The sequence below is a fragment of the Rhizobium sp. H4 genome (assembly GCF_003013335.1).
Taxonomy (GTDB): Bacteria; Pseudomonadota; Alphaproteobacteria; order Rhizobiales; family Rhizobiaceae; genus Rhizobium; species Rhizobium sophoriradicis.
In genome coordinates this window covers 123,920-150,535 of sequence record NZ_PSOW01000006.1, presented here as the reverse complement: position 1 = coordinate 150,535, position 26,616 = coordinate 123,920, and the positions used below count along the sequence as shown (strand labels likewise).

At 61.5% G+C, this 26,616-nt stretch carries 28 protein-coding genes and 1 tRNA gene; 10 read left to right on the top strand and 19 right to left on the bottom strand.

The window, feature by feature from the left end; all coding sequences use genetic code 11:
- Position 1: 1 nt before the first annotated feature.
- The 8 genes from deoA to C4N04_RS11340 all read right to left on the bottom strand — a co-directional run bounded on the left by deoA (position 2) and on the right by C4N04_RS11340 (position 8,075).
- A complete protein-coding gene (deoA, locus tag C4N04_RS11375; RefSeq protein ID WP_106796056.1) occupies positions 2 to 1,309 on the bottom strand; it encodes a thymidine phosphorylase in 1,308 nt (435 codons plus the stop codon).
- 1 nt (position 1,310) lies between these two features.
- Entirely contained in the window at positions 1,311 to 2,087 is a 777-nt protein-coding gene (deoC, locus tag C4N04_RS11370; RefSeq protein WP_038686183.1) for a deoxyribose-phosphate aldolase, read from the bottom strand.
- 113 nt (positions 2,088 to 2,200) lie between these two features.
- Positions 2,201 to 3,001, bottom strand: a complete 801-nt coding sequence (locus tag C4N04_RS11365; protein WP_106796055.1) for a purine-nucleoside phosphorylase — start codon at positions 2,999 to 3,001, stop codon at positions 2,201 to 2,203.
- The gene (locus tag C4N04_RS11360) at positions 2,998 to 3,387 is read right to left on the bottom strand and encodes a cytidine deaminase (protein WP_003589240.1); all 390 of its coding nucleotides are present in this window, start codon (positions 3,385 to 3,387) and stop codon (positions 2,998 to 3,000) included. Before C4N04_RS11360 ends, C4N04_RS11365 begins: the two co-directional genes overlap by 4 nt.
- A 2-nt stretch (positions 3,388 to 3,389) precedes the next feature.
- Complete coding sequence (locus C4N04_RS11355) at positions 3,390 to 4,361, bottom strand: ABC transporter permease (protein WP_077995046.1); 972 nt, start codon at positions 4,359 to 4,361, stop codon at positions 3,390 to 3,392.
- Positions 4,362 to 4,371: 10 nt separating this feature from the next.
- On the bottom strand, positions 4,372 to 5,475 hold the full coding sequence (locus C4N04_RS11350; RefSeq protein ID WP_086155861.1) for an ABC transporter permease: 1,104 nt from the start codon (positions 5,473 to 5,475) through the stop codon (positions 4,372 to 4,374).
- Between the two features lie 7 nt (positions 5,476 to 5,482).
- Positions 5,483 to 6,994 carry an ABC transporter ATP-binding protein gene (locus tag C4N04_RS11345; RefSeq protein WP_039617281.1) on the bottom strand — a complete coding sequence of 504 codons (1,512 nt, stop codon included), beginning with the start codon at positions 6,992 to 6,994 and terminating at the stop codon, positions 5,483 to 5,485.
- 88 nt (positions 6,995 to 7,082) lie between these two features.
- A complete protein-coding gene (locus tag C4N04_RS11340; RefSeq protein ID WP_077995048.1) occupies positions 7,083 to 8,075 on the bottom strand; it encodes a BMP family ABC transporter substrate-binding protein in 993 nt (330 codons plus the stop codon).
- 156 nt (positions 8,076 to 8,231) lie between these two features.
- Here C4N04_RS11340 and C4N04_RS31565 point away from each other — a divergent pair, with 156 nt between their 5' ends.
- Positions 8,232 to 8,423 carry a hypothetical protein gene (locus C4N04_RS31565; protein WP_125864864.1) on the top strand — a complete coding sequence of 64 codons (192 nt, stop codon included), beginning with the start codon at positions 8,232 to 8,234 and terminating at the stop codon, positions 8,421 to 8,423.
- Here C4N04_RS31565 and C4N04_RS11335 read toward each other — a convergent pair.
- The gene (locus tag C4N04_RS11335; RefSeq protein WP_038686170.1) at positions 8,384 to 8,701 is read right to left on the bottom strand and encodes a hypothetical protein; all 318 of its coding nucleotides are present in this window, start codon (positions 8,699 to 8,701) and stop codon (positions 8,384 to 8,386) included. The genes C4N04_RS31565 and C4N04_RS11335 overlap by 40 nt on opposite strands.
- Positions 8,702 to 8,928: 227 nt before the next feature.
- Between C4N04_RS11335 and C4N04_RS11330 the strand changes: the two genes are divergently transcribed.
- Positions 8,929 to 9,018 (top strand) — tRNA-Ser (locus C4N04_RS11330).
- 32 nt (positions 9,019 to 9,050) lie between these two features.
- Here the strand turns inward: C4N04_RS11330 and C4N04_RS11325 are convergent.
- Both C4N04_RS11325 and C4N04_RS11320 read right to left on the bottom strand, forming a co-directional pair.
- A complete protein-coding gene (locus tag C4N04_RS11325) occupies positions 9,051 to 9,341 on the bottom strand; it encodes a type II toxin-antitoxin system RelE/ParE family toxin (RefSeq protein ID WP_077995049.1) in 291 nt (96 codons plus the stop codon).
- A 2-nt stretch (positions 9,342 to 9,343) separates the two neighbouring features.
- Positions 9,344 to 9,595 carry a type II toxin-antitoxin system ParD family antitoxin gene (locus tag C4N04_RS11320; RefSeq protein WP_009994620.1) on the bottom strand — a complete coding sequence of 84 codons (252 nt, stop codon included), beginning with the start codon at positions 9,593 to 9,595 and terminating at the stop codon, positions 9,344 to 9,346.
- Between the two features lie 212 nt (positions 9,596 to 9,807).
- Between C4N04_RS11320 and C4N04_RS11315 the strand changes: the two genes are divergently transcribed.
- Positions 9,808 to 10,017 (top strand): KTSC domain-containing protein, encoded by a 210-nt coding sequence (locus C4N04_RS11315; protein WP_009994618.1) that lies wholly within the window; start codon positions 9,808 to 9,810, stop codon positions 10,015 to 10,017.
- A gap of 326 nt (positions 10,018 to 10,343) precedes the next feature.
- Complete coding sequence (locus C4N04_RS11310) at positions 10,344 to 10,568, top strand: CrpP-related protein (protein WP_010057833.1); 225 nt, start codon at positions 10,344 to 10,346, stop codon at positions 10,566 to 10,568.
- On the opposite strand, the gene pncB is transcribed toward C4N04_RS11310, so the two are convergent.
- The 7 genes from pncB to C4N04_RS11275 form a co-directional block, all read right to left on the bottom strand.
- Positions 10,565 to 11,869, bottom strand: a complete 1,305-nt coding sequence (gene pncB / locus C4N04_RS11305) for a nicotinate phosphoribosyltransferase (RefSeq protein ID WP_077995050.1) — start codon at positions 11,867 to 11,869, stop codon at positions 10,565 to 10,567. The two genes, C4N04_RS11310 and pncB, sit on opposite strands and share 4 nt — an antisense overlap.
- A 166-nt stretch (positions 11,870 to 12,035) precedes the next feature.
- The gene (locus C4N04_RS11300; protein ID WP_009982537.1) at positions 12,036 to 12,416 is read right to left on the bottom strand and encodes a hypothetical protein; all 381 of its coding nucleotides are present in this window, start codon (positions 12,414 to 12,416) and stop codon (positions 12,036 to 12,038) included.
- A gap of 200 nt (positions 12,417 to 12,616) precedes the next feature.
- Entirely contained in the window at positions 12,617 to 13,576 is a 960-nt protein-coding gene (locus C4N04_RS11295) for a glyoxylate/hydroxypyruvate reductase A (protein WP_106796054.1), read from the bottom strand.
- An 8-nt stretch (positions 13,577 to 13,584) separates the two neighbouring features.
- Entirely contained in the window at positions 13,585 to 15,222 is a 1,638-nt protein-coding gene (locus C4N04_RS11290; protein ID WP_077995052.1) for an ABC transporter ATP-binding protein, read from the bottom strand.
- On the bottom strand, positions 15,219 to 16,367 hold the full coding sequence (locus C4N04_RS11285; protein ID WP_077995053.1) for an ABC transporter permease: 1,149 nt from the start codon (positions 16,365 to 16,367) through the stop codon (positions 15,219 to 15,221). The genes C4N04_RS11290 and C4N04_RS11285 overlap by 4 nt, the downstream gene beginning before the upstream one ends.
- Positions 16,367 to 17,455 carry a microcin C ABC transporter permease YejB gene (locus C4N04_RS11280; protein WP_038686157.1) on the bottom strand — a complete coding sequence of 363 codons (1,089 nt, stop codon included), beginning with the start codon at positions 17,453 to 17,455 and terminating at the stop codon, positions 16,367 to 16,369. The genes C4N04_RS11285 and C4N04_RS11280 overlap by 1 nt, the downstream gene beginning before the upstream one ends.
- A 150-nt stretch (positions 17,456 to 17,605) precedes the next feature.
- On the bottom strand, positions 17,606 to 19,438 hold the full coding sequence (locus C4N04_RS11275; RefSeq protein ID WP_039617265.1) for an extracellular solute-binding protein: 1,833 nt from the start codon (positions 19,436 to 19,438) through the stop codon (positions 17,606 to 17,608).
- 247 nt (positions 19,439 to 19,685) lie between these two features.
- On the opposite strand from C4N04_RS11275, the gene mepA reads away from it, so the two are divergent.
- The 6 genes from mepA (at position 19,686) to C4N04_RS11245 (ending at position 25,712) form a co-directional block, all read left to right on the top strand.
- On the top strand, positions 19,686 to 20,801 hold the full coding sequence (gene mepA / locus C4N04_RS11270; protein ID WP_039617263.1) for a penicillin-insensitive murein endopeptidase: 1,116 nt from the start codon (positions 19,686 to 19,688) through the stop codon (positions 20,799 to 20,801).
- Between the two features lie 84 nt (positions 20,802 to 20,885).
- Positions 20,886 to 21,266 carry a methylglyoxal synthase gene (locus C4N04_RS11265; protein ID WP_010061364.1) on the top strand — a complete coding sequence of 127 codons (381 nt, stop codon included), beginning with the start codon at positions 20,886 to 20,888 and terminating at the stop codon, positions 21,264 to 21,266.
- A gap of 17 nt (positions 21,267 to 21,283) precedes the next feature.
- Positions 21,284 to 22,306, top strand: a complete 1,023-nt coding sequence (locus C4N04_RS11260) for a glucokinase (RefSeq protein WP_010061366.1) — start codon at positions 21,284 to 21,286, stop codon at positions 22,304 to 22,306.
- A gap of 123 nt (positions 22,307 to 22,429) precedes the next feature.
- Positions 22,430 to 24,217: an ABC transporter ATP-binding protein gene (locus C4N04_RS11255; RefSeq protein WP_106796053.1), complete on the top strand. Its 1,788-nt coding sequence runs from the start codon at positions 22,430 to 22,432 to the stop codon at positions 24,215 to 24,217.
- 13 nt (positions 24,218 to 24,230) lie between these two features.
- Positions 24,231 to 25,055 carry a 4-hydroxy-tetrahydrodipicolinate reductase gene (gene dapB, locus C4N04_RS11250; protein ID WP_106796115.1) on the top strand — a complete coding sequence of 275 codons (825 nt, stop codon included), beginning with the start codon at positions 24,231 to 24,233 and terminating at the stop codon, positions 25,053 to 25,055.
- A 21-nt stretch (positions 25,056 to 25,076) separates the two neighbouring features.
- Complete coding sequence (locus tag C4N04_RS11245) at positions 25,077 to 25,712, top strand: 2,3-bisphosphoglycerate-dependent phosphoglycerate mutase (RefSeq protein ID WP_038686149.1); 636 nt, start codon at positions 25,077 to 25,079, stop codon at positions 25,710 to 25,712.
- 39 nt (positions 25,713 to 25,751) lie between these two features.
- On the opposite strand, the gene phnF is transcribed toward C4N04_RS11245, so the two are convergent.
- Positions 25,752 to 26,489 (bottom strand): phosphonate metabolism transcriptional regulator PhnF, encoded by a 738-nt coding sequence (gene phnF, locus C4N04_RS11240; RefSeq protein WP_009989346.1) that lies wholly within the window; start codon positions 26,487 to 26,489, stop codon positions 25,752 to 25,754.
- Positions 26,490 to 26,616 lie beyond the last annotated feature (127 nt).

Below are 26,616 nucleotides of genomic sequence, written 5' to 3'. Positions count from 1 at the left end.
GTCAGATACGACCCGCAATGACGGGGTTCAGCGCCGGCTCGTCCTCGCTGATGCTGTAGTGCGCGGCAAGTGCTGCGACTGCCCTCTCCGCCGCGGCTTCGTCGGCGGCGTGAACGATGGCGATCGGCTCGCCGGCATTCACGCGGGTGCCGAGCGGCAGCAGTTCGGAGAAACCGACGCGGTGATCGATCCGATCCGCGGGGTGACGCCGTCCGCCGCCGAGATCGATGACGCTGACACCGATGCCGCGGGCGTCGCAGGCGGCAAGCCAGCCGGACCGGCTAGCTGCGACAGGCCTTTCGACCGGCGCTCGGGCCAGGTATTTGTCCGGGTTTTCGATGAGATCGGCCGGGCCGCCGAGCATGGATACCATGCGCGCAAAAACCTCGGCCGCTTTTCCCGACGACAGAGCCCGGCGCGCCATTGCCTCGCCTTCATCAGGCGAAGCGGCAATGCCCGATTTCTCCAGCATCTCGGCGGCGAAGGCAAGAACGACAGTATCGAGCCGCGTATTCCCCTTCCTGCCGGCCAGGAAATCCAGGCAGCTGCGCATCTCGACGGCGTTGCCGGCGCTATCGGCGAGCGGCTCGTTCATGTCGGTGATCAGTGCCGAAGTCTTCACGCCCGCGCCATTCGCCACCTCGACCAGCGACCGTGCCAGAATTTCCGCCTGATCGCGCTCAGCCATGAAGGCGCCGTTGCCGACCTTGACATCGAGCACCAGCGTCTGAAGACCGGCGGCAAGTTTTTTAGAGAGGATGGAGGCCGTGATCAAGGGAATGGAATCCACGGTGGCGGTCACATCGCGCACGGCATAGAGCCTGCCGTCGGCAGGCGCCAAGGCGCCGGTCTGACCGATGATGGCGCATCCTGCCTGTTTGACCACTTGGTGAAACAGATCCGCATCCGGGGTAATCATATAGCCGGGAATGGATTCGAGCTTATCGAGCGTGCCGCCGGTATGGCCGAGGCCGCGGCCCGATATCATCGGAACGGCAAGGCCGCAGGCGGCGGCAATCGGCGCCAGCATCAGCGAGACGTTGTCGCCAACGCCTCCGGTCGAATGTTTGTCGGCGATGGGGCGGTCGATACCGGCCCATTGCAGCCGATCGCCGGAATCGGCCATCGCCAGGGTCAAGGCCACGATCTCCTCGCGCGACATGCCCTTGAACCAGACAGCCATGGCGAAGGCGCCGATCTGGCCTTCGGACAATCGACCGGCGGCAAGCGCATCGATGAAGGACCGGATATCGGCAGCGTCAAGTTCGCCGCCGTCGCGCTTGCGCCGGATGAGCTCCTGCGGGATCATCTCAATAGCCCGACGCCGCCGCCGATGCCGGCTGCGCTCCGCCTAGAACCGCCAATATGTCGTCGAGCAGGCCGGAAGCACCGAAGCGGAAGGTCGAGGGCATCGCCCAATCCGGCGCCATGATGGTTTCGGCAAGGCTGAGATAGAGGCCCGCATCGGCCACCGAGCCGATGCCGCCGGCCGGCTTGAAGCCGACCTTGCGTCCGCTTTCGCGAATGGCCCGGATCATGATGTCGGCGGCTTCGAGCGTCGCATTGACGGCGACCTTGCCGGTGGAGGTCTTGATGAAATCCGCGCCGGCTTCGATGGCAAGTTCGGAGGCGCGGCGGATCAATGCCGCCTCTTTCAATTCGCCGGTCTCGATGATGACCTTCAGCAGAACGGGGCCGACGCATTCGGCGCGCACCGCCTTGACCATATCGGTCACCGCCTTCTCGTTGCCTGATATGAACGTGCGGTAGGGGATGACCAGATCGATCTCGTCGGCGCCGTCGGCAATCGCCTCGCGGGTTTCGGCGGCGACATCGGCCACCTCCATCTCGCCCGCCGGGAAATTGACGACGGTGGCGATCCGTACGGCATGGCCGGTGCCGAGGATATTGCGGGCCTGGGCGACGAAGCGCGGCCAGATGCAGATCGCAGCGCTATTGCCATAGGGCGTCTGCGCGCGGGCGCAGAGCGCTTCGATCTGCGCCTCGGTGCAATCGTCCTTCAGATTGGTGAGATCGAGAAGGGAAAGGGCGACCGCCGCCGTTTCCCGGATGGAATGGCTATTCATCTTCACTTCCTCTAGAGCATGATGCCGAAAAGTGTGAGCGGTTTTCGGACAACATCATGCTCTCGCTATTAGTGTAGAACCGGATTCAGATTTTAGGCCGACCCGGTCTAAAATCATCCTGTTCTGGCCGCAATCATCTCTTTCAGTATGGCGGCGAGACGGGCGCCACCGACAGGCGCCATGTCCTTGGTTTCTTCATGGCTGAGCTCATTGCCGGTCATGCCCGCCCCATAGTTGGTGATAACGGAGGCTGCGGCAACCCTCAGGCCCAGCATTCTTGCGATGACGACCTCCGGCACCGTCGACATGCCGACGGCATCGGCGCCAAGGAAGCGCGCCATGCGGATTTCGGCCGGCGTTTCGAAGCTTGGACCGGAGAACCACATATAGACACCCTGCGCCAGCTCGATCTTGAGCTTTGCCGCAGCCTTCCGCATCGCGCTAGCAAGGCCGGCATCATAGGCGTTGGTCATGCCGACGAAACGGTGATCGCTTTCCTCGCCGATCAGCGGGTTCATGCCGGAATAGTTAATATGATCGGTGATCTGCATCACCGAACCCGGCGGCATGTCCTCGCGCAGCGATCCTGCCGAATTGGTCAGGATCAGCGCCTCGACGCCGAGCGCCTGCAACACCTCGATCGGCAGGCGCATGGCATTGGCATCGCCCTTCTCATAATAATGCACGCGGCCGGAAAGCATGATGACAGGAGCACCGCCGAGCCGGCCGGCAACGACTTCGCCCGCATGGCCGGAGACGGCACTGACGGGAAAGCCCGGCAGGTCGCGATAGGGAATACGCACGGCGCCGTCCAGTTGGCCAACCAGGGAGCCGAGACCGGAGCCGAGCACGATGCCATGGCGCGGCTTGATAGTGCCGAGCAATGCGGCGAGCAGTTCGACCGTCGCCTTCATCCGAGTTCCGTCTCGAAGCTGAAGGGAAGAAGCTCTTCCATCGTCATGGTCTTCTGCACGCCGGCCTCGTCGCAAAGGTAGATCTTCGTGTCCTTGGAAGCGAATTCGGAGATCTTCTGGCGGCAGCCGCCGCAGGGCGGGCAGAGCGGCAGCTTCTCGGCGATGACAGCCATTTCGACGATCTTCTTCGCCCCGCCCATGATCATGGCGCTGATTGCCGTCGGCTCGGCGCACCAGCCTTGCGGAAAGGAGAGGTTTTCGATGTTGGCGCCGGTGTAGACCTTGCCGTCCTCAGCCCGGATCGCCGCGCCGACGGGAAATTTCGAATAGGGCGCATGGGCAAAGGCCATGGCGCCGCGCGCGGCTTCGAACAGGTCGTGGGACATGATCAACGTTCCTTCGTATAGGGCACGCCGCCGGCCTTCGGCGGGATTGCGACGCCGATGAAGCCGGCAAGCAGGATGCAGGTGAGGACATAGGGCAGCGCCTGAAAGACCTGGACCGGCACTGCGCCGATCAGCGGCACCTGCTTGCCCTGCATGAAATTCGCCAGCGCATCGAGGAAGCCGAAGAGCAGACAGGCGAACATGACAGGCACCGGCTTCCACTTGGCGAAAACCAGAGCAGCGAGCGCGATATAGCCCTTGCCGGCCGACATGTCCTTGATGAAGGCGGCGGACTGGGCGATCGCCAGATAGGTGCCGGCAAAGCCGCAGAGGATGCCGGCGCACATGACGGCGCGGTAGCGTAGCCAGGCGACCGAGATGCCCGCAGTGTCGACCGCACCCGGATTTTCGCCGACGGCGCGAAGCCTGAGGCCGAAGCGCGTGCGATAAAGCACCCACCAGGAGAAGGGTACGGCGAGGAAGGCGAGATAGGTGAGGATATTGTTGCCCGATATGACATTGGCGTAGAGCGGGCCGATGATCGGCACGTCACGCATGGCATCGGCGCCCGGCAGAATGATCGGCGCGAAGCGCGCATCCGGCGGCAGCTGCGGCGTGCGGCCGCCCTGGCCGAACCAGGCCTGACCGAGGACGATGGTGATGCCGGCGATGAAGAAATTGATCGCCACGCCCGAAACGATCTGATTGCCGCGGTTGGTGATCGAGGCGAAGCCGTGCACCAGGCTCAGCGCCACCGAGCAGACGATGCCGGCGCCGAGCCCCAGCCAGGCCGAGCCGGTGAGATAGGCCACACAGGCAGCGGCGAAGGCCGAGCCCAGCATCTTGCCTTCGAGGCCGATATCGAAAACGCCCGCGCGCTCGGAAAACAGGCCGGCGAGTGCTGTGAAGATCAGCGGGATGGAGAGCCGGACCGTCGAACTCAGGACGTTGATGAAAATCTCGTAGTAATCCATCGTCCGCTCCTCAGGCTGGCTTGAACTGCTGGTAGATGTGCACCATTACCGGCCGGAACATGTATTCCAGCGCACCGGCAAAGAGGATCACCAGACCCTGGATGACGAGGATCATCTCACGGGTGATATTCGGCATTTCGAAAGAGATCCAGTCACCACCCTGATAGAGGGTGCCGAAAAGGATCGCCGCCAGGATGATGCCGAGCGGATGGTTGCGGCCCATCAGCGAGACGGCGATGCCGACGAAGCCGGCGCCGCCGACGAACTCCACCTGCAGACGGGCGGAAGAGCCCATGACGGGATTGAGCGCCATCATGCCGGCCAGCGCGCCGGAAAGCAGCATGGCGATGATGACGATGCGCGCATAGGGAATGCCGGCATAGTCGGCGGCTGTCGAGCTTACACCCAGCGTGCGCATCTCGAAGCCGAGCTTAGTGCGCCAGATGAGGATCCAGACAAACCAGGCGGCAAAGAGGGCGACGATGAAGGAGACGTTAAACGGGGCGGCACCGAGCTTGGCTCCGAACATCGTCATCAGCCAACCGAGCTTAGGAAGCTGACCGCCTTCGAGAAAGGTGCGGGTTTCCGGCGCCATCTTGCCCGGCACGATCAGCACGTGCACCAGCAGATAGACCATGAGGGCGGCGGCGATATAGTTGAACATGATCGTCGTGATGACGATGTGGCTGCCGCGCTTGGCCTGGAGGAAAGCGGGAATGAAGGCCCAGGCTGCGCCGAAAATGCCGGCGCCGACGATGGCGACCGGCATCGTCACGTACCAGGGCACGTAATTGTCGAGCGCCAGCGCCACCAGTGCGCAGCCGAGGCCGCCGATATAGGCCTGGCCTTCGGAGCCGATGTTGAAGAGACCGGCATGGATCGCCACCGCAACGGAAAGGCCGGTGAAGATGAAGCTGGTCGCATAATAGAGTGTGAAGCCTATGCCTTCACCGCTGCCAAAAGCACCCTCGATAAGCAGGGAAAGGGCGGCAAGCGGGCTCTCGCCGATCAGCCAGACGACGAAGCCGGAGATCAGGAAGGCGACGATGAGGTTCAGAAGCGGGATCAGGCCGTAGTTGATCCAGTTTGGTAGCGGAACGGAAGCAGTGCTCATAAGGGCCTCACGCGGCAATGCCGGCCATCATCAGGCCGAGGGTCTGTTCACCGGCATCGGGCGTCTTCTCGCCGACGATGTTGCCGGCAAACATGACAAGGATACGGTCCGAAAGGGCGCGGATTTCGTCGAGTTCGACGGAGACGAGCAGGATCGCCTTGCCAGCATCGCGCATTTCGATAATCCGGCGGTGGATGAATTCGATGGCGCCGATATCGACGCCGCGCGTCGGCTGGCCGATGATCAGCATCTTCGGGTCGCGTTCGATTTCGCGGGCGACGACGATCTTCTGCTGATTGCCGCCGGAAAAATTCGCCGTCTTCAGGCGCGGGTTCGGCGGGCGGATGTCGTATTTTTCGATCTTCTCCATCGCATCCCTGCGGATCGCTTCGAGATCGAGCAGCGGACCTTTGCTGTAGCCCGGACGGCGGTGATAGCCGAGCACGGAATTTTCATATTCCTCGAATTTCAGGACCAGGCCCATATGGTGGCGGTCCTCGGGAATATGGGCGAGGCCGAGATCGCGCAGGCGGGCTGGATCGGCCTTGTCGATCGTCTGGCCGTCGAGGAGGATTTCGCCGGAGGCGGGCTTGCGGATACCGGCAATCGCCTCCAGCAATTCGGACTGGCCGTTGCCGGCAACCCCGGCTATGCCGACGATCTCGCCGGCGCGGACATCGAAGGAGACGTTGTCGACCATGGTGACGCCGCGATTGTCTTTGACCGTCAGGTTGCGAACCGTGAGCACCGGAGCGCCGGGGTTCGCCTCACCCTTCTGGACGCGCAGCAGCACGCGACGGCCGACCATCAGCTCGGCAAGCTCCTCAACCGTCGTTTCCGCCGTCTTGCGGGTCGCGACCATCTCGCCGCGGCGCATGACCGAAACGGTATCGGTGATCGCCATGATCTCGCGCAGCTTGTGGGTGATGAGGATGATCGTCTTGCCCTGGTCGCGCAGCACCTTGAGGATGCGGAAAAGATGGTCGGCCTCCGCCGGCGTCAGCACGCCCGTCGGCTCGTCGAGGATCAGGATCTCTGCGCCGCGATACATGGCTTTCAGGATTTCGACGCGCTGCTGCAGGCCGACCGGCAGCTCTTCGATGAGTGCATCGGGATCGACTTCCAGCCCATATTCCGTTTCCAGCCGCTTGAGCTCGGCACGGGCCGATGCGACGCCTCTGGCCAACAGCGAGCCGCCTTCGGCGCCGAGCATGATATTCTCGAGCACGGTGAAATTATCGACCAGCATGAAATGCTGGTGCACCATGCCGATGCCGGCTGCGATCGCCGCCTGGCTGTCACGGATGGTGACGGGTTTGCCGTTGACGCGGATCTCGCCGCTGTCGGCGTGGTAAAAACCGTAAATGATCGACATCAGCGTCGATTTGCCGGCGCCGTTCTCGCCGATGATGCCGTGGATCGTGCCCTTGGCAACGGTGAGATTGATGTCCTTGTTGGCGTGGACGGCACCGAATTTCTTATCGATGCCGACAAGCTCGATAGCGGGCTTATCTGTCACAGCAGGCTCCAAATAAGAAAAGGGCGTATGGCGAAAATCCCCTCCGCCATACGCCCGATCTCAATCGTCAATTACATCAGGGCGCGGATCACTTCGGGCAAGAATTGTCCGAGGTGTAATCGTGAACCTTGACAGTTCCGGCGATGATATCGGCCTTGGCCTTGTCAACGGCAGCCTGCATTTCCGGCGTGATCAGCGACTTGTTGTTGTCGTCGATCGCGGCGCCGACACCATCTTCCTTGACGCCGAGCGCCTGGACGCCGCCGGTGAACTTGTCGTTCTTCGTGTCGGTGAAGGCGTTGTAGACGGCAAGGTCGACGCGCTTGACCATCGAAGTCAGCACCGAGCCCGGATGCAGATGGTTCTGGTTGGAGTCGACGCCAATCGACAGCTTCTTGTTGTCGGCGGCGGTCTGCAGAACGCCGAGGCCGGTGGCGCCGGCTGCCGCGTAAATGACGTCGGCGCCCTGGTCGATCTGGTTCTTGGTGAGCTCGCCGCCGCGAACCGGGTCATTCCAGGCCGCACCTGTTGTGCCGGTCATGTTCTGGAAAACCTGGATGTCGGCCTTGGCGGCGCGAGCGCCCTGCTCATAGCCGCATTCGAATTTGCGGATCAGCGGAATGTCCATGCCGCCGACGAAACCGACCTTACCGGTCTTGGAGGCCATGCCGGCGAGAATACCGACGAGATAGGAGCCTTCTTCTTCCTTGTAGACGACCGAACGGACGTTCGGCTTGTCGACGACGGAGTCGACGATGATGAACTTGGTGTCGGGGAATTCGGCTGCGACCTTCTCAATGGCCGAAGTCCAGGCGAAGGAAACGGCGACCACGGGGTTGAAGCCGCGGCTTGCGAAGTTGCGGATGGCCTGTTCGCCCTGGGTGTCGCCCGTCGGCTCGAAGTCGCGATAGGCAATGCCGGTCTCGGCCTTGAACTTCTCGGCGCCATTATAGGCTGCCTCGTTGAAGGACTTATCGAACTTCCCGCCGGTGCCGTAAACCAGCGCCGGCTTGACATCGGCGGCCAGCGCCGTCGTCGACATGGCAGCCACGGCAATAAGAGTGAGAAGGGATTTTTTCATTGTGCAGCCCTGTTGTTGCTATTCGTTAGGGGTCCTCCCGCAAGTCCTTTGCGGACATGTCTGCGGAACCACCGACCTCCCCCCGGAGGCCTGGCTGCGCGCATCCTTGCATGGCTCACGGAAAAATTCACCAGAAATTTTTCAGGCGGTAAAGATTTGCAGCAATTGCTGAAAATCAGTTCTGCCGGGCGGATTTTTGGACATCTCGCCGACCGGGATGCGGATTTTTTAGCCGATCCGCTGGCCGTTGCTGAAACCGGGGACGGGCAAATGCACCCGGTCTTTTGCCGGATCGACGGCTCAAGCACCTATGCAGTGAAGCGACCGGCGATCGGCGGCTTCTTATAGCCGATCATCCAGAGAAGCAGCGCGATCACCAGAAAGACGGCAAAGGCCGGCTGGAGCATCAGCCACTGGAAGATAAAGGCGTAGAAACGGGGATGGATATAGTAGGAAAGCGCAGATTGCAGCGAGGTCAGCGTGTCCGGACTCACATCCTGCCAGGCCTCCGACATCGGCGTCATGACAACGGCGGATGCCGCAACCGACTGGATCGAATCGATGGTCCCGGCAATAACGGCCGCCGCAAGCGCGACAAGACTGGCCAGACGCAACAGGAAACGCATCAACTCCTCCGACGCTTCGATATGCCGGACAATTCCGGCGGACCCCGCGCCATTCTCCGCCTTGAGAATTACATAGTCATCGATGGGGTGAAGCACAATGGACGGGCGCAGGCGAGTTTTATCCGAAGAAGTCAAAAAACTGTTAGATTTGGGTTGATCGGCAAAAATTCATCGGTATATATCGCGCCGTTCCGACGATTTGCTCCTCTCCTGGTGCGAACGCCAAAGGACAGGTGGCCGAGTGGTTTAAGGCGCACGCCTGGAACGCGTGTGTACGTGAAAGCGTACCGAGGGTTCGAATCCCTCCCTGTCCGCCATTCTTCGCATTTTCATCCAACAGAGTGAAATTTTAAACCTGACTGGACCAATCTTCGTGTCCGTGGCGAATACGGACAATGAGAACATTATCGCCCTCCGCAATCGTATAAACGACGAGATGGGCCTTGAACGGATGAATGCACATCGGAGGAGAAATTTCATGCCGTTCGCGCGCCATACGGGGATTGGCAGCAATCAGATCAAAAATGGCGTAGAGTTCATCATGGTAGCGCCGAGCGTGCGCTGAGCCAAACAGGCGAATGCCCGTTTCGGCTATGCCGACAATGTCCTCTTCCGCTTCTTCCGCAAGGCGAAAGCCCATCATCAATTGCCGCGAGAGCTTTCCTCGCGCGCCCGAGCCGCCTCAAACAGCTCGTCCTTCGACCGCGACCCGACGCCGCTCTTCAAGCCTTCATCGACAAAGCGCTGCATAGCTGCGACCTTGTCGTTTCGCTCCTGATCTTTCCTGATGAGGTCGCGGACATAATCGCTCGCATTGGCATAACGGCCTGTTTTGGTTTGCGCTTCCACCCAATCTTTCATGGGATCGGGCAGCGATACGTTCATGGTCGCCATCGAAGCTCTCCGTTTCATCAAAATTGAGTTGTTTGGCAAAGTTTGTCAACATCGGCTGATCTCCCATAACGTGCGGAAACGAAGGCCCGATCCCCATCGAAGGAAACGCCAGGGTTGATCAGAAAGATTCCTGAATTTTTACCACGCTGCTTCACCGCGTCTTTGCACGTTTGGGTTTACCGTCTGCAAAACTAAAAACAGAGGTAAAACAGGTGGAAGAACTTTCGGTGAAGTCGAAGATCATCAAATCCGTCTATTTCAGCCAGGAAGACGGGCGGCTCAGGATTTGCTTTAGGAATGGCGAGGAGCGGCTGTTCGAGGGCGTTCCCTCTTCGGAAGCCCATGCGATGACGGCGGCACCGTCTCCCGGCCATTATTACCTCGACCGGATCAGAACCCGGTTTCGCAGGCTGGCGGCCTGAACAGTCGAGAATGCCGCAGCCGACCTGCCGGATCGTGTGGGATCGGCACAGATCCGGTGGATATTAGCCGACCGTTCACCATTGATCTGATCTTGGTTGGATCGCCCCGGCCGGAAGGCGACAAGTTCTCGGCGCTGCCGACTTGAAGATCGGCCAGCCGGGAGGCTCGGCGGCGGACCCCAGCCAGGAAGCCGGGCCTCCCCGTCAACTCAGCATCGAGATAGCAAATTAGGGCTAATCCTGTGAAAAACCGGAATCCCCGCATCCGGACTCGACAATGCTTCATTAGCATGATTGCATAAACCCAATCAAAAGAGGGGGTGACGATGTTCGAGGATCTGCTTGAGATGCAGGAACGCGGCGCACGCGACCGTGCGCTCGGCCGCAGCCTGGCCGACAATCCGATGTCGAAGCCGGATGTCCTGCCGATCACCGATCTGCAGGAATGGTATTCGATGTTCGACGCCTGGCGCTTCGGCTGGTCGATCGAGGACGCGATGGCCGGGCACATCGATATGCCCCGGGACGGCCGTACGGCGCGGCGAGCCTAAACCAGGACGGTCTGATCGACCCTGTCCTCGGTGCCGAAGAATTTCAGGTAACGTTCGACCTCTGCCGGTTCGCCCGTCGCCTTCTGCGGATTGTCTGAGAGCTTCACCGCCGGACGGCCATTGGCGTCGCTGACTTTGCAGACGACCGAGATCGGGTTGAGGCCCGATATTTCGGTCGGGGCACAGCCGGCAAAATCATTCGTCAGATTCGTGCCCCAGCCGAAGCTCATCCGCACGCGGCCTTCGAAATGCCGGTAAGTGTCGATGATGGCGTCCACATCGAGGCCGTCGGAGAAGATCAGCAGCTTCTGGCGCGGATCGCGGCCCATCTTTTTCCACCAGTCGATGATCTTCTCACCGCCCTCGATCGGCGGCGCGCTGTCCGGGCGAAAGCCGGTCCAGTCGGCCACCCATTCCGGCGCGTCGCGCAGGAAAGCCGCGGTGCCAAAGGCATCCGGCAGGACGATCAGAAGGTTGCCGCCATAGAGCTTGTTCCAGTCGCGCAGGATCTTATAAGGGGCGGTGCGCAGCTGCTCGTCGGTTTGCGCCAGGGCAGCGGCCACCATCGGCAGCTCATGGGCATTGGTACCGACCGCTTCGAGATCGGAATCCATTGCCAGCAATACATTGCTGGTGCCGGTAAAAGCCGGGCCGATGCCTTCCTTCAGCGCCTCGACGCACCAGCGCTGCCAGAGAAAACTGTGGCGGCGGCGGGTGCCGAAATCGGAAATGCGTAAACCCGGCAGTTCCCTCAGCCGCTCGACCTTCGACCACATCTTCGCCTTGGCGCGGGCATAGAGCACGTCAAGGGTGAAAGGGCCGAGCGCTTTCATCGCCGAGCGCGAGCGCAGCTCGTTGACGATCGCGAGCGCCGGGATCTCCCACATCGTGGTTTCCTTCCAGGCCCCGTGAAAATCCAGCACATACTGGCCGTCCTTCTTCGACAGCTCGTATTCCGGGAGCTGGAAGTTGGAAAGCCAGGCGAGGAATTCCGGCTCGAAAATCTGCGCGCGGCCGTAGAAGCTGTTACCAGCCAGCCAGATCATCTCCTTCTTGGAAAGCCTCAGCGTACGGGCGTGATCCAGCTGTTCACGCAATTCGCCTTCGTCGATCTCCTCGGCGAGGTGGACGCGTTTCGTCCGATTGATCAACGTGAAGGAGGCATTGACGTCTGGATAGAGCTTCCAGATCATCTGCAGCATCAGCAGCTTGTAGAAGTCGGTATCGATCAGGCTGCGGATGATCGGGTCGAGCTTCCACGCGTGATTGTAGACGCGTCTTGCAATATCGGTCTTGGCCATGAATTCCTGCCCCTGTCCCATCCGGTCAGGTGCTGCCAAGTTTGCGGGCCGGCGCACGAAACCGGCTCGTGCGTCTTCTTATCGAAAAATCAGCGGGCAAAGTCCAGATAAAACATAAACATCCCGCCGCGTCCTGGCGGCGGGATGGAAGATACGTTGATTTGCTCTATTGGGCCGGCGCCGCCGGCTGGGTCGGTGCCGCGGGCTGGGCGGGTGCCGCAGGCGCCGCATCCGGGGCCGGTGCTGTCGCCGGCGTCTCGGTCGGCACCGCATTGCTGTTCTGCTGCGTCGGGGCAGGTGCTGCGTCCGATTGCTGCTGCTGGAGTTGCTGGCCGGGCTGTTGCGGCGCAACCTCGTCCGCCTCGCGATTACCCCAGATCTCGACCGGGATCCAGACCACGAAAGCGAGGATCAGGGCGACGAGCAGCACCGTCAGGATGCGGTATCCCGTGCGCCCCTGTTTTGCCTTGACCGGCGGGATCTGCTCTTCCTTGTGAAGCTTGCCGTCGGATTTTTCCCAGCGTGTTTCCGTCTGATGCGCCATCATCGTCTCCTTCCGCTGACTTAGAGCATGATGTCGAAAAGTGTGAGCGGTTTTCGGACGACATTATGCTCTAACTCTTTAATTTAGAACAGGATTCAGATTTCAGGCCGACCGGGCCTAAAAGCATCCTGTTCTAGCGGCCGATGCGGCCGCAAGAAACGTTCGCAGAGAAAACGGTCAGTCGTCTCGAAGGTTCCGGAGGCTCAATAACCGGCGGCGCGGTCGATCACGAATTGCAGCGATTCACCGCGCTCGAAACGGGCGATCTGCGTCTCGACATGGCGGAACAGCGCGGTCTCTTCGGAGACCGCCGCGTCATGCGGGGTGATGAAGACGTTTTCCAACTCCCACAGCGGGCTATCCGACGCCAAGGGCTCCACCTCGAAAACGTCAAGCGAAGCGCCGCCGAGGATGCCGCTGCGGATGACCGAGACGATGTCGGACTCGACCTGGCTCCGGCCACGGCCTGCATTGATGAAGATCGGCCGCCCCAGCGCACCGTCGCGGCGGAGCTTCTTAAACAGCCCGCCATCATAAAACCCCGTGGTGTCAGGTGTCAGCGGCAAGAGGCCGACGAGAATGTCGGTCCTGGCGAGGAACCCGTCCAGTTCGCGCGCATCGAAGGTCTCTACGCCATCAATCTGTTTGCGGGTCCGCGACCAGCCGACGACGTTGAACCCCATCACTTTCAGCTTGGCGACCGCGTCCTGCCCGAGCACGCCGAGGCCCATGACGCCGACCGTCACTTCCGCCGCTTCGGGCGCGATCAGCTTGGCCCATTCCCGCCGTCGTTGGCTGATATCATGGGCGTATTGCCCGCGCAGATGCATCAGGCATTGCATCACCACCCACTCGCTCATGCGGGTGGTCAGGCTGCGATCGACGAACCGAACGATCGGTATCTCAGGCAAGCCGTCCATGCCGACGATATGGTCGACGCCGGCGCCGCCCGAGAAGATCACCTTGAGGTTCGGCGCCCTTTTGAAAAGATCGGCATCCGGCTTCCAGAGAAGCGCGTATTCGGCCACGCTGAGATCCCGGGTCCGATCGGCCGGATAGGCGAGATTGATGCTGCCACGGTCGGCAAATGCCGTTTTCAGCACGCGGGCGACACCTTCGGGATTGAACTTGATGTCGACGAGAACAGGAGGATGTGCGGACATGGTGTTCTTTACTGTTGCACGGCGGGCGTCGGCACCGCCTCGATGTTGAAGGCGGCGGCCATCAGCGCCTTGGTGTAATCGTCCTTCGGAGCGCGGAAGATTTCCGAGGACGGCCCCTGCTCCACCACCTTGCCGAAACGCATGACGATGACGTCGTTGGCGAGCGCCTTCACCACCTTCAGATCATGGCTGATGAAGAGATAGGCGAGGTCGTGCTTCTTCTGCAGGTCGCGCAGGAGATCGACCACCTGGGCCTGGACGCTCATATCGAGCGCAGAGGTCGGCTCGTCGAGCATGACGAAGCGCGGTTTGAGCACCATGGCGCGGGCAATGGCGATGCGCTGGCGCTGGCCGCCGGAAAATTCATGCGGGTAACGCCAGCGGGTCAGGGGGTCGAGACCAACCTCCTCCAGCGCCCAGCATACGCGCTGGTCACGCTCTTCGGCGCTTAAAGCGCGCTCATGCACCTTCAGCCCTTCGGCAATGATATCGCCGACCGACATGCGCGGGCTGAGCGAGCCGTAAGGATCCTGGAAGACGATCTGCAGCTGGTTGCGCAGCGGCCGCATCTCGCTGAACGAATAGCCGGCTATATCCTTGCCGACGAAAGCGATCCGCCCCTGCGAGGAGATCAGCCGCGTGAGCGCCAGACCGAGCGTCGTCTTGCCGGAACCGGACTCGCCGACGACGCCGAGCGTCTGGCCGGCGCGCAGCGAAAGATCGATGCCGTCGACCGCCTTCACATGGTCGACGACACGGCGCATCAGCCCTGCCTTGATCGGGAACCAGACGCGGATATCGGACCCTTCCATCACCACCGGCTTCGACGGATCGGCAAGCGGCGGCTCGCCGCGCGGCTCGGAGGCAAGGAGGTGGCGGGTATAATCGTGCTTCGGATTGGCGAAGACCTCCGCGACGGTCCCTGTCTCGACGATCCTGCCCTTGGTCATCACGCAGACGCGATCGGCGAATTTGCGCACGATGCCGAGATCATGGGTGATGAACAGCAGCGACATGCCGTGCGCCGCCTTCAATTGCCGCAGCAGTTCGAGGATCTGCGCCTGCACGGTGACGTCGAGCGCGGTGGTCGGCTCGTCGGCGATCAGCAATTCCGGCCGGTTGGCGAGCGCCATGGCGATCATGACACGCTGGCGCTGCCCGCCGGACAGTTCGTGCGGATAGGCCTTCAGCCGCTTTTCCGGCTCGCGGATGCCGACCTGGTTCAACAATTCCAGCACACGCTGGCGCGCCGGCTGGCCGGTGATGCCCTGATGCAGGGCGAGGATTTCGGCGATCTGCTTCTCGATCGTATGAAGCGGATTGAGCGAGGTCATTGGCTCCTGGAAGATCATGGTGATGTCGTTGCCGCGAACCTCACGCAACGCCCGCTCCGACGCCTTCAAGAGGTCCTTGCCCTTGAACAGGATTTCGCCGGAGGGATGGCTTGCGGAGGGATAGGGCAAAAGCTTCAGGATCGAATTGGCCGAGACCGACTTGCCGGAACCGGATTCGCCGACCAGCGCCACGACCTCGCCCTTGGCGATATCGAAGGAGATGTGATCGACGGCAAGCGACGTCTCGCCGCCCTGATGAAAGGCAACCGAGAGATCGCGGACGGAAAGGAGCGGTTCTGTCATGTCATTCATTGGAACGTCTTCCTCGGATCGAAGGCGTCGCGCACGGCTTCGCCGATGAAGATCAGCAGAGACAGCATGATCGACATGGCGAAGAAGGCCGTCAGCCCGAGCCAGGGCGCCTGCAGGTTGGTCTTGCCCTGGGCGATCATCTCGCCGAGCGAGGGGGAGCCAGGCGGCATGCCGAAGCCCAGGAAATCGAGCGAGGTCAGCGTCGTGATCGAGCCGGAGAGGATGAAAGGCAGGAAGGTCAGCGTCGCGACCATCGCGTTCGGCAGCAGATGGCGCCACATGATGGTGCGGTTGTTGACGCCGAGGGCGCGGGCGGCGCGGACATATTCGAAATTGCGGGCGCGCAGGAATTCAGCGCGCACGACGCCGACGAAGCCGACCCAGGAAAAGAGCAGCATGATGCCGAGCAGCACGAAGAAGCCGGGCGGCAGGATGGCGGCGATGATGAGCAGGATGTAGAGCACCGGCATCGACGACCAGATCTCGATGAAGCGCTGCAGCAAAAGATCGGTCCAGCCGCCGAAATAACCCTGCACCGCGCCGGCCGTCACGCCAATGATTGCCGAGCAGATGGTGAGCGCCAGCCCGAAGAGCACCGAGATGCGGAAGCCGTAGATGACGCGGGCGAGCACGTCGCGGGCCTGATCGTCGGTGCCGAGCCAATTGAGGTTGCCGAGCGTGCAGGCGGGATCGTTCACGCCTTCAGGATAACCGGAGCAGCGCTCCTCCTTGGTCATCAGCCAGAACGGAGCAGTCGGCGCCGAATGCGGAATGTTGGAGTTGACCGAGCGGTAGGAATAGCGGATTGGCGGCCAGATCATCCAGCCATTGGCGTTGATCTCGTCTGATATCACCGAGGAACGGTAATCGGTTTCGGCGAGGAAGCCGCCGAACTTCTCCTCGGGATAGTCGATCAGTACCGGAAACAGGATCTCACCCTTGTAGGAGGCGATGATCGGCCGGTCGTTGGCGAGGAACTCGGCGAAGAGACTGAGCACGAATAGCAGCAGGAACAGCCACAGCGACCAGTAGCCGCGGCCGTTCGCCCGGAAATTCTTCCAGCGGCGGATATTTGTCGGCGACAGCAGGCCCTTGCGCGGCGGCTTGACGGGGGTTGCAGTGACGGGATTTGCGGCAGCGTCCATCAGACATCCCTCCGCTCGAAATCGATGCGCGGATCGATCCAGGTGTAGATCAGGTCGGAGATCAGGCTGACGAAAAGGCCGAGCAGCGAGAAGATGTAGAGGGTGGCAAAGACGATCGGATAATCCCGGTTGACCACCGAGAGATAGCCGAGGCGGCCGAGACCGTCGAGCGAGAAGATGTTCTCGATCAGCAGTGAGCCGGTGAAGAAGGCGGAGATGAAAGCGCCGGGAAAACCGGCGATGATGATCAACATGGCATTGCGGAAAACATGGCCATAGAGCACCTGCCGCTCGTTCAGCCCCTTGGCGCGGGCCGTGACGACATATTGCTTCTTGATCTCCTCGATGAAGGAATTCTTGGTGAGCAGCGTCGTCGTGGCGAAAGCGGCGAGCGAAAGCGAGATCAGCGGCAGAGTGAGGTGCCAGAAATAATCGAGCGGCTTCTGCCACCAAGGGAGCTGGTCGAAATTGTCGGAGACGAGCCCCCGCAGCGGGAACCAGTCGTAGAAGGAGCCGCCGGCGAACAGCACGATCAGCAGGATGCCGAAGAGAAAGCTCGGCACGGCATAGCCGACGACGATGACGCCCGAGGTCCAGACATCGAAGGTCGATCCGTCCTTCACCGCCTTGCGGATGCCGAGCGGAATGGAGATCGCATAGGAGAAGATCAGGATCCAGATGCCGAGCGAGATCGACACCGGCAGCTTTTCCTTGATCAGGTCCAGCACGGAAGTGTTGCGGAAGAAGCTTTCGCCGAAATCGAAGCGGATGTAGTTCCACATCATCTCGCCGAAACGCGTCAGCGGCGGCTTGTCGAAGCCGAATTGCTTTTCAAGCTTGGCGATCAGCTCCGGATCGAGGCCCTGGGCGCCGCGATATTTCGAGCTTTCTTCGCCTCCTCCTCCGCCGAGAAGATCACCGCCGCCGGACAGGCGCTGATCGGCGCTGTCGGCTTGGCCGGTCAATTGGGCAATAACCTGCTCAACCGGACCGCCGGGTGCGAATTGCACGACGATGAAGGAAATCGCCATGATGCCGACGATGGTCGGAATCATCAAAAGCAGGCGGCGAATGACATAAGCGCCCATCAGCCTTCAGCCTCCGGGAATGTTTTTCTTGTCTGCACGCCGTTCAGTCCAATGCCGCTCAATCCGCCAGCCTTCCCTTGCCGGCCCCGCCGGCTTGTCGTGATTCGCTCGGGCCATTTGGAGCCCAGAGCCCCTGCTTTGCAAGCCCGCTCATTTTGCCGAGGTGGACCACCAGGCATCGGGGAAGCCAAGGCCATAGGCCGGAAACTCGGCAGGATGCGTGACCGTGTTCCAATAGGCGATGTTATAGGTATCGCGGTAGAATAGCGGGATTACGTAGTGATTTGCCAGCAATACCCGATCCATGGCCTTGATCGCTGCAACCTGTTCTTCGCGGTTGGGCGCGAAGATGATCATGCGAACGAGTTCATCGACGGCCGGGTTGGCGATACCGGCATAATTGCGAGAGCCTTGCTGGTTGACCGAGCCGGAGCCCCAATAGTCGGCCTGCTCATTACCTGGGTTCAAGGTCTGCGCCCAGACGTTCCAAATCATGTCGTAGTCAAAGCTGCGTTCGCGGTTTACAGCTTGCGAGGCGTCGACCGTACGGACGCGGGCATCTATTCCAATTTTCTTGAGGTTGTTGGCGTAAGGAACCGCCCAGCGCTCCAACATCGGGCTTGACAACAGGATCTCGAAACTCATCGGCTGGCCGGTCTTGGTATTAACCATCCGGTTGTTCTTGATCTCCCAGCCGGCTTCTTTCAGCAGCCCAATCGCCTTGCGGAGGTTGTCGCGGCTTTTCTGCGGATCGCCGCCGACCGGATTGGTATAAGGCGTCGTGAAGACCTCCGGCGGAACCTTGTCCTTCATACCCTGAAGGATTTCCAGCTCTCTACCCTGCGGAAGGCCGGAGGAGGCGAGGTCGGTGTTCCAGAAATAACTATCGATCCGCTTGTAACTGTTAAAAGCAACCGTACGGTTCAACTCTTCGAAATCAAAACCGTAATTCAGCGCCCTGCGGACTCTGATGTCCTTGAACAGGTCTCGCCGCATGTTGGGCACGAGCGCCTGCAGGATGCCGGTGGACCGCAGCGGGTTCTTGACCTCCTCCTTCTTGACCTTTCCTTCCTTTACCGCGGGAAAATCATACCCCGTTGCCCAGCGGGCAGCCGTAGTTTCCTGCCAATAGTCACTGTTGCCGGCGCGAAACGCTTCGAACTCAACATCGCGATCGCCGAAATAGGTGTAGGTGACGTTGCGGAAATTGTTCTGGCCGACATTCACGTTGAGGTCCTTGCCCCAATAGTCGTCACGCAGTTCATAGCGGATGGTCGCGCCCGGGGAGAAGGATGCGATCTTGTAAGGCCCGGACCCCATTACGGGCTCGAGCGTCGTCTTTGAGATATCGCGCGGTTTGCCGTCCGGCCCCTGTCCCTCCCACCAATGTTTGGGCACGACCACCAACTGCCCGAGAATATTGGGCAGTTCGCGATTGTTCTTCTCGTCGAAAGTGAAGGTGACGTCACGCTCGCCGGTCTTTTCCGCCTTCAGCACGTGACTATAATAATTGGCCGTGAGAGGATTGAGCTCCTTCGTCTTATCAAGACTGAAGATGACGTCCTCAGGCGTGACCGGCTGACCATCCGCCCATTTCGCTTCCTTGCGCAGGCGAAAGGTCGCGCTGGAGACGTCAGCCGGAAAGGACAGGCCCTCTGCGAGCAGACCATAGGAGACAAGGAGTTCGTCTTCGGCCGGCTTCATCAACGTGTCGTAAACAAGCGACAGACCTACAGCTGCCTGGCCTTTGGCGAGCAGAGGATTGAAGGTGTCGAAGGCGCCACTGGCCGAAAGACGCAGGTCTCCACCTTTCGGGGCATCGGGATTGACGTAGTCGAAATGGGCAAAGCCCGGCTTGTACTTCATCTCACTGATGACCGAGCTTCCGATCAGAAACGGCTGGTCCTGACCAACAGCCCCCACCGGCGCCAAAACAGCCGCAAGGGAGAGAAACAACCCGATCTTCAACGACAGAAATGCCATTCCCACTTTCCCCTGACTATTGATGGTTCGACAATACGAGAAATAGGGGCGAAAAACAGGTAAGAGTTTGATTTTTGCTAGGCTCACGAAATATTCAAGCTACCCGGCCGTGTCTGAGATCCTCGAGGCTTAAGCCGCTGCGGCGATCCGTCACCGCCGCCTCCGGCGCCCGCCCGGCAAATCATCGATTCACCAAAATCTCTTTTCACGTTAGATTCGCAGACAAATCACTTCTCAAGGGAACAGCATGGCATTCGGCTTCACTCAAGCTTTCAGGACATTCGGCAGACTGGCGCTCGCCGGCGCAATCGGCGCAGGCCTTGCCGCCGGCGACGTCGGCGCCGAGCAGAAGACGCCGAGCCCGGGCAGCGCCAAGGCTCTGTTCGGCGGCGCCAGCCTGCCGACGCAGGGACCGGCGCAGCCGATCGGCTTTTATGCCAAGGGCTGCATGACCGGCGCTGTGGCGCTGCCGACCGACGGCCCGACCTGGCAGGCGATGCGGCTTTCGCGCAACCGCCGCTGGGGCAACCCCGCGATGATCGCGCTCTTGGAACGGTTTTCGCAGGATGCGGTCAAATATGCCGGCTGGCCGGGCATTCTCGTCGGCGACATCGCCCAGCCGCGCGGCGGGCCGATGCTCAACGGCCATTCCTCGCACCAGATCGGCCTCGATGCCGATATATGGTTCACTCCGATGCCCTCGCGCCGCCTGACGGCCGAGGAGCGTCAGTACCTGCCTTTCACCACCATGCTGCAAAAGAACAAATTCCTGACCGTCGATCCCAAGGTATGGACGGAATCGCGGGCTCGACTTTTGATGCTGGCGGCAAGCTATCCCCAGGTGGAGCGCATTTTTGTCAATCCCGCGATCAAGAAAAAGATGTGCGACACCTGGACGGGCGACCGCACCAACCTCGGCAAGCTCCGGCCGATATACGGTCATGACTCGCATTTTCACATCCGTATAAAGTGCCCGCCCGGTGCAGCCGGATGCACCCCGCAAGCTCCCGTCCCCGCGGGAGACGGCTGCGACAAGTCACTCGCCTATTGGTTCACGCCGGCGCCATGGGCGCCACCAAAACCGCCGAAGCCCGGCGCCAAGCCGCCGAAACCGCCGCGCGAGATGATGGTCTCCGACCTGCCAAAGGCCTGCGCTGCCGTGCTCGACGCCGCTTCCGTCACCTCGATGCAGGCCGCCACCTATGGCGGATCTTCTGCCGCGGGCGGACCTTCTGCCGCCAGCGGACCGTCTGCCGCAAGCGCGCTTGCCGCCGCGCCGACGGCGGCACCGGCCACCGACGATGACGACGGAGAACTGCCCGATGTCGGCCCGGTTCCGAACGACAAGCCGGCGATGCAATGAGGAGCGCCCGGCGCTGTCTTTCAAATCGCAAATTCTTGGTATAGAAGCGGTCAAATCGATTGAATTGTCCGGGCGGAGGGGTTGATGGCTGGCGGCAAATGCCTCGCATTGATTGCGCATGATCAGAAGAAGGACGACATGGCGGCGTTCGCCCGCGCCAACAAGGATCTTCTCTCGCGCTGGAAAATCGTCGCGACAGGTACGACCGGCGGGCGGGTGCTCGATGCCGCGCCCGACCTCAACGTCGTTAGGCTGAAAAGCGGCCCGCTCGGCGGCGACCAGCAGATCGGCGCGCTGATTTCGACCGGCGAGGTCGATGCCTTGATCTTCTTCGTCGACCCGCTGACGCCGATGCCGCATGATGTCGACGTGAAGGCGCTGATGCGGCTGGCAATCGTCTACGACATTCCGATGGCGCTCAACCACGCGACCGCTATAAAGCTCCTTCCCACCCTCGAAGCCTGATCAGCACGGAACCGGCCATGCCAAAACCGAACCACAGCACTCCGCTGCCTTTCCCGATCCTGATCGGCGATATCGGCGGCACCAATGCCCGCTTCTCCATCCTGTCCGATGCCTATGCCGAGCCGAAGCAGTTTCCGAATGTGCGCACGGCGGATTTCGCGACAATCGACGAAGCGATCCAGAAGGGCGTGCTCGACAAGACCGCGGTGCAGCCGCGCTCGGCAATCCTCGCCGTCGCCGGTCCGATCAACGACGACGAGATCCCGCTGACCAATTGCGACTGGGTGGTGCGGCCGAGGACAATGATCGAGGGCCTCGGCATCGAGGACGTGCTCGTCGTCAATGATTTCGAGGCGCAGGCGCTGGCGATCGCCGCCCTGTCGGATGAAAACCGCGAGCGCATCGGCAGCGCCACCGGCGACATGATCGCCTCGCGCGTCGTGCTCGGGCCCGGCACCGGCCTCGGCGTCGGCGGCCTCGTGCATGCCCAGCACAGCTGGATCCCGGTCCCCGGCGAAGGCGGCCATATCGATCTTGGGCCGCGCAGCAAACGCGATTATGACGTCTTTCCGCATATCGAGACGATCGAAGGCCGCGTTTCGGCCGAGCAGATCCTCTGCGGGCGCGGCCTCGTCAACCTCTATAACGCCATCTGTATCGTCGACGGCATTCAGCCGACGATGAAGGATCCGGCCGACATCACCTCGCACGCGCTTGCCGGCAGCGACAAGGCCGCCGTCGAGACCGTCTCGCTATTTGCCACCTATCTCGGCCGAGTGGCGGGCGACATGGCGATGGTGTTCATGGCGCGCGGCGGCGTCTATCTCTCCGGCGGCATCTCGCAGAAGATCCTCCCGGCGCTGAAGAAGCCGGAATTCCGCAGGGCCTTCGAGGACAAGGCGCCGCACACCGCGCTGCTTCGCACCATCCCGACCTATGTCGTGACGCACCCGCTGGCAGCCCTTGCCGGGCTTTCCTCCTATGCGCGCATGCCGGCCAATTTCGGTGTTTCGACGGAAGGCCGCCGCTGGCGGCGCTGAGCCGGCGCGCGTCCCTCCGGGACGCGCCGCGCTCTAGCCAAACCAGTCCCAACTCTTTATAGAGCCGGCGAAGTGCGCGCCATATTCACCGGCGCGCTTGGTCTCGGACAGGAAGCGTAATATTTGGAAGCCGTAGAAAGCAGGAAGCAGAGCGTCAGCAGCGATACCGTCACCGGCATCCTCAAGCGCATTATCGCTGAAAACGGCCGCGACCATCTCTGGGGTTATGTCTTCGCGATTGCCTGCCTGATCATCGTGGCGCTTTCAACGGCCTTCACCGCCTGGATCATGCGGGCGATCATCGATGAGGCCTTCGCTAATCGCCGCGCCGACGTCGTCTGGATCATCTGCCTTTCGATCTTCGTCGCCTTTGTGCTGCGCGGTTTTGCGAGTTACGGTCAGGCAGTGGCGCTTTCCAAGGTCGGCAACGACATCGTCGCCCGGTATCAGCGCCGCCTTTATGCGCATCTGATGACACTTTCCGTCGGCTTCTTCAGCGAGGCGCGCTCGGCCCATATCGCCGCGCAGGTGAGCCAGAACGTCAGCGGCATCCGCGACGTGCTCAACCTGACGATCACGTCGACGGTCCGCGACCTCCTGACCTTCGTTTCGCTGATCGGCGTAATGGTCCTCCAGGACCCGCTGCTTAGCCTTGCCGTGTTCATCATGGCGCCGCCGCTGCTCTATGCGTTGCGTTATGTTTCCAAACGGCTGCGCTCGGCAACCCGCGAGGCCGTGCATCTGAACAGCCACGTGCTGGGCGCCATGCAGGAGACGATCCAGGGCATTGCCATCGTGAAAGCCTTCACGATGGAAGAGGAGCTGGAACGCAAGGTCAACAAACTTATCAAAGGCGCTGAAAACCGGGCAAACCGGATTGCCCGGCTTTCGGAACGCACCTCGCCTCTGACCGAGAGCTTTGCGGGCTTTGCCGTTGCCAGCGTGCTAGCCTATGCCGCCTACCGCTCGATCTATTACAACGTGCCGCCAGGCGCCTTCTTCTCCTTCGTCACCGCCTTGCTGCTGGCCTATGACCCGGCCCGCCGGCTTGCGCGCCTACAGGTGCAGATGGAGCGCGCCGTCGTCAATGCGCGGATGATCTATGAACTGCTCGACATGGAGCCGCGCCAGCGCGACCTGCCGGATGCTCAGCCGCTGACGGTGACGCAAGCCAGGATCGAATTCCGCAACGTTTCCTTCGGCTACGGCAATGAGAGCGTGCTGAGCGGAGTCAGCTTCATCGCCGAGGGCGGCGCGACGACGGCCCTGGTCGGACCATCGGGGGCCGGCAAATCCACGGTCATCAACCTCATTCCGCGCTTTTACGACCCACGCGAGGGCGAGATCCTGATCGACGGGCAGGACATCGCCCACATCACCAAGAAATCGCTGCGCCAGCAGCTCGCCTACGTCTCGCAGCAGCCTTATCTGTTCGAGGGCACGATCCGTGACAATATCCGCTATGGCCGGCCGGAAGCGACCGATGCCGAGGTGGAAGAGGCCGCCCGGCTTGCCTATGCGCATGACTTCATCTCAGCCCAGCCGCAGGGTTACGATACGCCGGTCGGCGAAAACGGCGTGACGCTTTCGGGCGGCCAGCGTCAGCGGCTTTCGATCGCGCGGGCTCTGGTGCGCAATGCGCCAATCCTGCTTCTCGACGAAGCGACGTCGGCGCTCGACACCGAATCCGAAGCCGCCGTGCAGAAGGCGCTCGACGAGGCGATGACCGGCCGCACCGTCGTCGTCATCGCCCACCGGCTCTCGACCGTGGTGCGCGCCGACAAGATCGTCGTCATGCAGCAGGGCCGGGTCGTCGAGGAAGGCAATCACGAGACGCTTGCGAAGGTCAGCGACGGTCTTTACGCTCGCCTCAACAATCTGCAGAGGCCTTCGGCCTCCGATACAAACTGACCTGGTGACCGAAATGAGCGATGCTGCGATGAAACTGGTGGTGGTCGGCGCGGCAGGGCGCATGGGACAGACGCTGATCCGGCTCATCCATTCGATCGAAGGTTTGGTGCTGCATGCCGCCGTCGATCGCGCCGGCTCGCCCTTCGTCGGTAAAGATGCCGGCGAAATTGCCGGCCTCGGCCCGACCGGCGTCATCATCGGCGACGATCCGCTCAATGCCTTCCTGCATGCCGACGGCGTGCTCGATTTCACTTCGCCTGCTGCAACAGTGGAATTCTCCGGCCTCGCCGCCCAAGCCCGCATCGTTCACGTGGTCGGCACCACCGGCTGTTCGGAAGACGACAATGCCAGGATCGCCGCCGCCGCCCGCCATGCCCGTGTCGTCAAGTCGGGCAATATGAGCCTCGGCGTCAATCTGCTGGGTGTGCTGGCCCAGCAGACAGCGCGAGCGCTCGATCCTGTCGATTGGGACATCGAAATCCTGGAAATGCACCACAAGCACAAGGTGGATGCGCCTTCCGGCACCGCCCTTCTCCTCGGCGAAGCCGCGGCCAAGGGCCGCAATATCGATCTGGCCTCGAAATCGGTAACGGTGCGAGACGGCCATACCGGCGCCCGTGAGGCCGGCACGATCGGCTTTGCGACCTTGCGCGGCGGCTCCGTCATCGGCGAGCATTCCGTGCTTTTCGCCGGCGAAGGTGAAATCGTCACCCTGTCGCACAGTGCGGCCGACCGCTCGATCTTCGCGCGCGGCGCTATCAAGGCGGCCCTCTGGGCGCGCGATAAAAAGCCGGGCCTCTATTCCATGCTCGACGTGCTCGGGCTTTCTTCCCAATAACGACATTTCGGAGACATATTCATGAGCGGAACCCTCGTCCTCGTTCGCCACGGCCAGAGCGACTGGAATCTGAAGAATCTCTTCACCGGCTGGAAGGATCCCGATCTGACCGAGCTCGGCATCCAGGAAGCCAATGCCGGCGGCGCCGCCCTCGCCGAATACGGGATCAAATTCGACGTCGCCTATACCTCGGCGCTGGTGCGCGCCCAACACACGCTGAAGCTCATCCTCGACAAGGTCGGCCAGCCCGACCTGCAGACGATCCGCGATCAGGCGCTGAACGAGCGCGACTACGGCGACCTCTCCGGGCTCAACAAGGACGATGCCCGCGCCAAATGGGGCGAGGAGCAGGTGCATATCTGGCGCCGCTCCTATGACGTTCCGCCTCCCGGCGGCGAAAGCCTGCGCGATACCGGCGCCCGCGTCTGGCCCTATTATCTCACCGACATCCTGCCCCGGGTGCTGCGCGGCGAGAAAGTGCTGGTCGCCGCGCACGGCAATTCGCTGCGTTCGCTCGTCATGGTGCTGGACAAGCTGACCAAGGAAGGCGTGCTTGCCCTCAACCTCGCGACCGGCGTTCCCATGGTTTACAAGCTGAACGCCGATTCCACCGTCGCTTCCAAGGAAGTGCTCGGAGACATGTCCGGCGCGCATTGAATCCAATGGCCTTCCCTGCACCGACAGGGAAGGCCATCCTCAGTTCTCGATCGTGAACTGCACCCGGTCGGCCGCGAACCGGCTGATCGAATATTGCACCGGCATGCCGTCGAGATCGGTATTCATCGCCTTGGCGACCAGCAGGATCGCACCGGGGGTGAGTTCGAGATCGGCCAGATCTGCCGTGTCGGCATGCGCCGCCGTCACCTCGGTGGTCGCCCGAACATAATCCGCCAATCCAAGTTCGACGAAAGCCTTGGTGATCGATTGATGTTTGCGGTAGGCCTCGCCGATCCCGGCGAAACGCTCGGCAGGAAACCAGCTCGTCGCCTTTGACACCGGCCGCTTGTCGGCCTCGCGCAGCGTTTCCAGCCGGATGACCTTTGCGCCCGGCTTCAGCCGCAGCCAGCGGGCGACCTCGGCGCTCGCCTCCTCCGTCACCTCATCGAGCAACAGGCCGCGCGTCTCGCGCGCCTGGTCGCCGATGCCGGCGGTAAAACGAGTACGCCTGGTGATCGGGAAGTTCAGCCGTTCCTTGCGCTCGATCAGCGTGCCGCGACCTTGCACCGCCCGGACGATGCCTTCCTGCGCCAAGGCTGCCAAAGCGCTGCGCACCGTATGCCGGTTGACGCCGAATTGCAGCGCCAGAACGGTTTCGGGCGGCACCATTCCGGTTTCGTCATAGGCGCCGTTGCCGATCGCCTCACGAATCCGGTCGGCAATCTGGCGCCAGAGCGCCACGCCGGTCTGCCTTTGCACCTGATTCAGTCCCGCCATTCCGTCCCCTGCCCTGCCATTTCATGCCTTCTATCGAATTCAAAGAGGTACCGCACCCTTCATACGCCTGAAAAGACGCGAGGCGCTGCGCAATGTCACACGCTTGTCACGGCATCGATTTAGGACT

Coding starts and splice junctions, on each gene's coding strand:
- C4N04_RS11260 (WP_010061366.1), top strand. CDS start 21,284: ATGCCAAAACCGAACCACAGCACTCCGCTGCCTTTCCCGATCCTGATC.
- C4N04_RS11350 (WP_086155861.1), bottom strand. CDS start 5,475: ATGAGCACTGCTTCCGTTCCGCTACCAAACTGGATCAACTACGGCCTG.
- C4N04_RS11325 (WP_077995049.1), bottom strand. CDS start 9,341: ATGGGCTTTCGCCTTGCGGAAGAAGCGGAAGAGGACATTGTCGGCATA.
- C4N04_RS11335 (WP_038686170.1), bottom strand. CDS start 8,701: ATGCGTTTCCTGTTGCGTCTGGCCAGTCTTGTCGCGCTTGCGGCGGCC.
- mepA (WP_039617263.1), top strand. CDS start 19,686: ATGGCATTCGGCTTCACTCAAGCTTTCAGGACATTCGGCAGACTGGCG.
- C4N04_RS11280 (WP_038686157.1), bottom strand. CDS start 17,455: ATGGGCGCTTATGTCATTCGCCGCCTGCTTTTGATGATTCCGACCATC.
- dapB (WP_106796115.1), top strand. CDS start 24,231: ATGAGCGATGCTGCGATGAAACTGGTGGTGGTCGGCGCGGCAGGGCGC.
- pncB (WP_077995050.1), bottom strand. CDS start 11,869: ATGGCCAAGACCGATATTGCAAGACGCGTCTACAATCACGCGTGGAAG.
- C4N04_RS11340 (WP_077995048.1), bottom strand. CDS start 8,075: ATGAAAAAATCCCTTCTCACTCTTATTGCCGTGGCTGCCATGTCGACG.
- C4N04_RS11360 (WP_003589240.1), bottom strand. CDS start 3,387: ATGTCCCACGACCTGTTCGAAGCCGCGCGCGGCGCCATGGCCTTTGCC.
- C4N04_RS11265 (WP_010061364.1), top strand. CDS start 20,886: ATGGCTGGCGGCAAATGCCTCGCATTGATTGCGCATGATCAGAAGAAG.
- deoC (WP_038686183.1), bottom strand. CDS start 2,087: ATGAATAGCCATTCCATCCGGGAAACGGCGGCGGTCGCCCTTTCCCTT.
- C4N04_RS11285 (WP_077995053.1), bottom strand. CDS start 16,367: ATGGACGCTGCCGCAAATCCCGTCACTGCAACCCCCGTCAAGCCGCCG.
- phnF (WP_009989346.1), bottom strand. CDS start 26,489: ATGGCGGGACTGAATCAGGTGCAAAGGCAGACCGGCGTGGCGCTCTGG.
- C4N04_RS11300 (WP_009982537.1), bottom strand. CDS start 12,416: ATGATGGCGCATCAGACGGAAACACGCTGGGAAAAATCCGACGGCAAG.
- C4N04_RS11245 (WP_038686149.1), top strand. CDS start 25,077: ATGAGCGGAACCCTCGTCCTCGTTCGCCACGGCCAGAGCGACTGGAAT.
- C4N04_RS11320 (WP_009994620.1), bottom strand. CDS start 9,595: ATGGCGACCATGAACGTATCGCTGCCCGATCCCATGAAAGATTGGGTG.
- C4N04_RS11295 (WP_106796054.1), bottom strand. CDS start 13,576: ATGTCCGCACATCCTCCTGTTCTCGTCGACATCAAGTTCAATCCCGAA.
- C4N04_RS11275 (WP_039617265.1), bottom strand. CDS start 19,438: ATGGCATTTCTGTCGTTGAAGATCGGGTTGTTTCTCTCCCTTGCGGCT.
- deoA (WP_106796056.1), bottom strand. CDS start 1,309: ATGATCCCGCAGGAGCTCATCCGGCGCAAGCGCGACGGCGGCGAACTT.
- C4N04_RS11310 (WP_010057833.1), top strand. CDS start 10,344: ATGTTCGAGGATCTGCTTGAGATGCAGGAACGCGGCGCACGCGACCGT.
- C4N04_RS11355 (WP_077995046.1), bottom strand. CDS start 4,361: ATGGATTACTACGAGATTTTCATCAACGTCCTGAGTTCGACGGTCCGG.
- C4N04_RS11365 (WP_106796055.1), bottom strand. CDS start 3,001: ATGAAGGCGACGGTCGAACTGCTCGCCGCATTGCTCGGCACTATCAAG.
- C4N04_RS11290 (WP_077995052.1), bottom strand. CDS start 15,222: ATGAATGACATGACAGAACCGCTCCTTTCCGTCCGCGATCTCTCGGTT.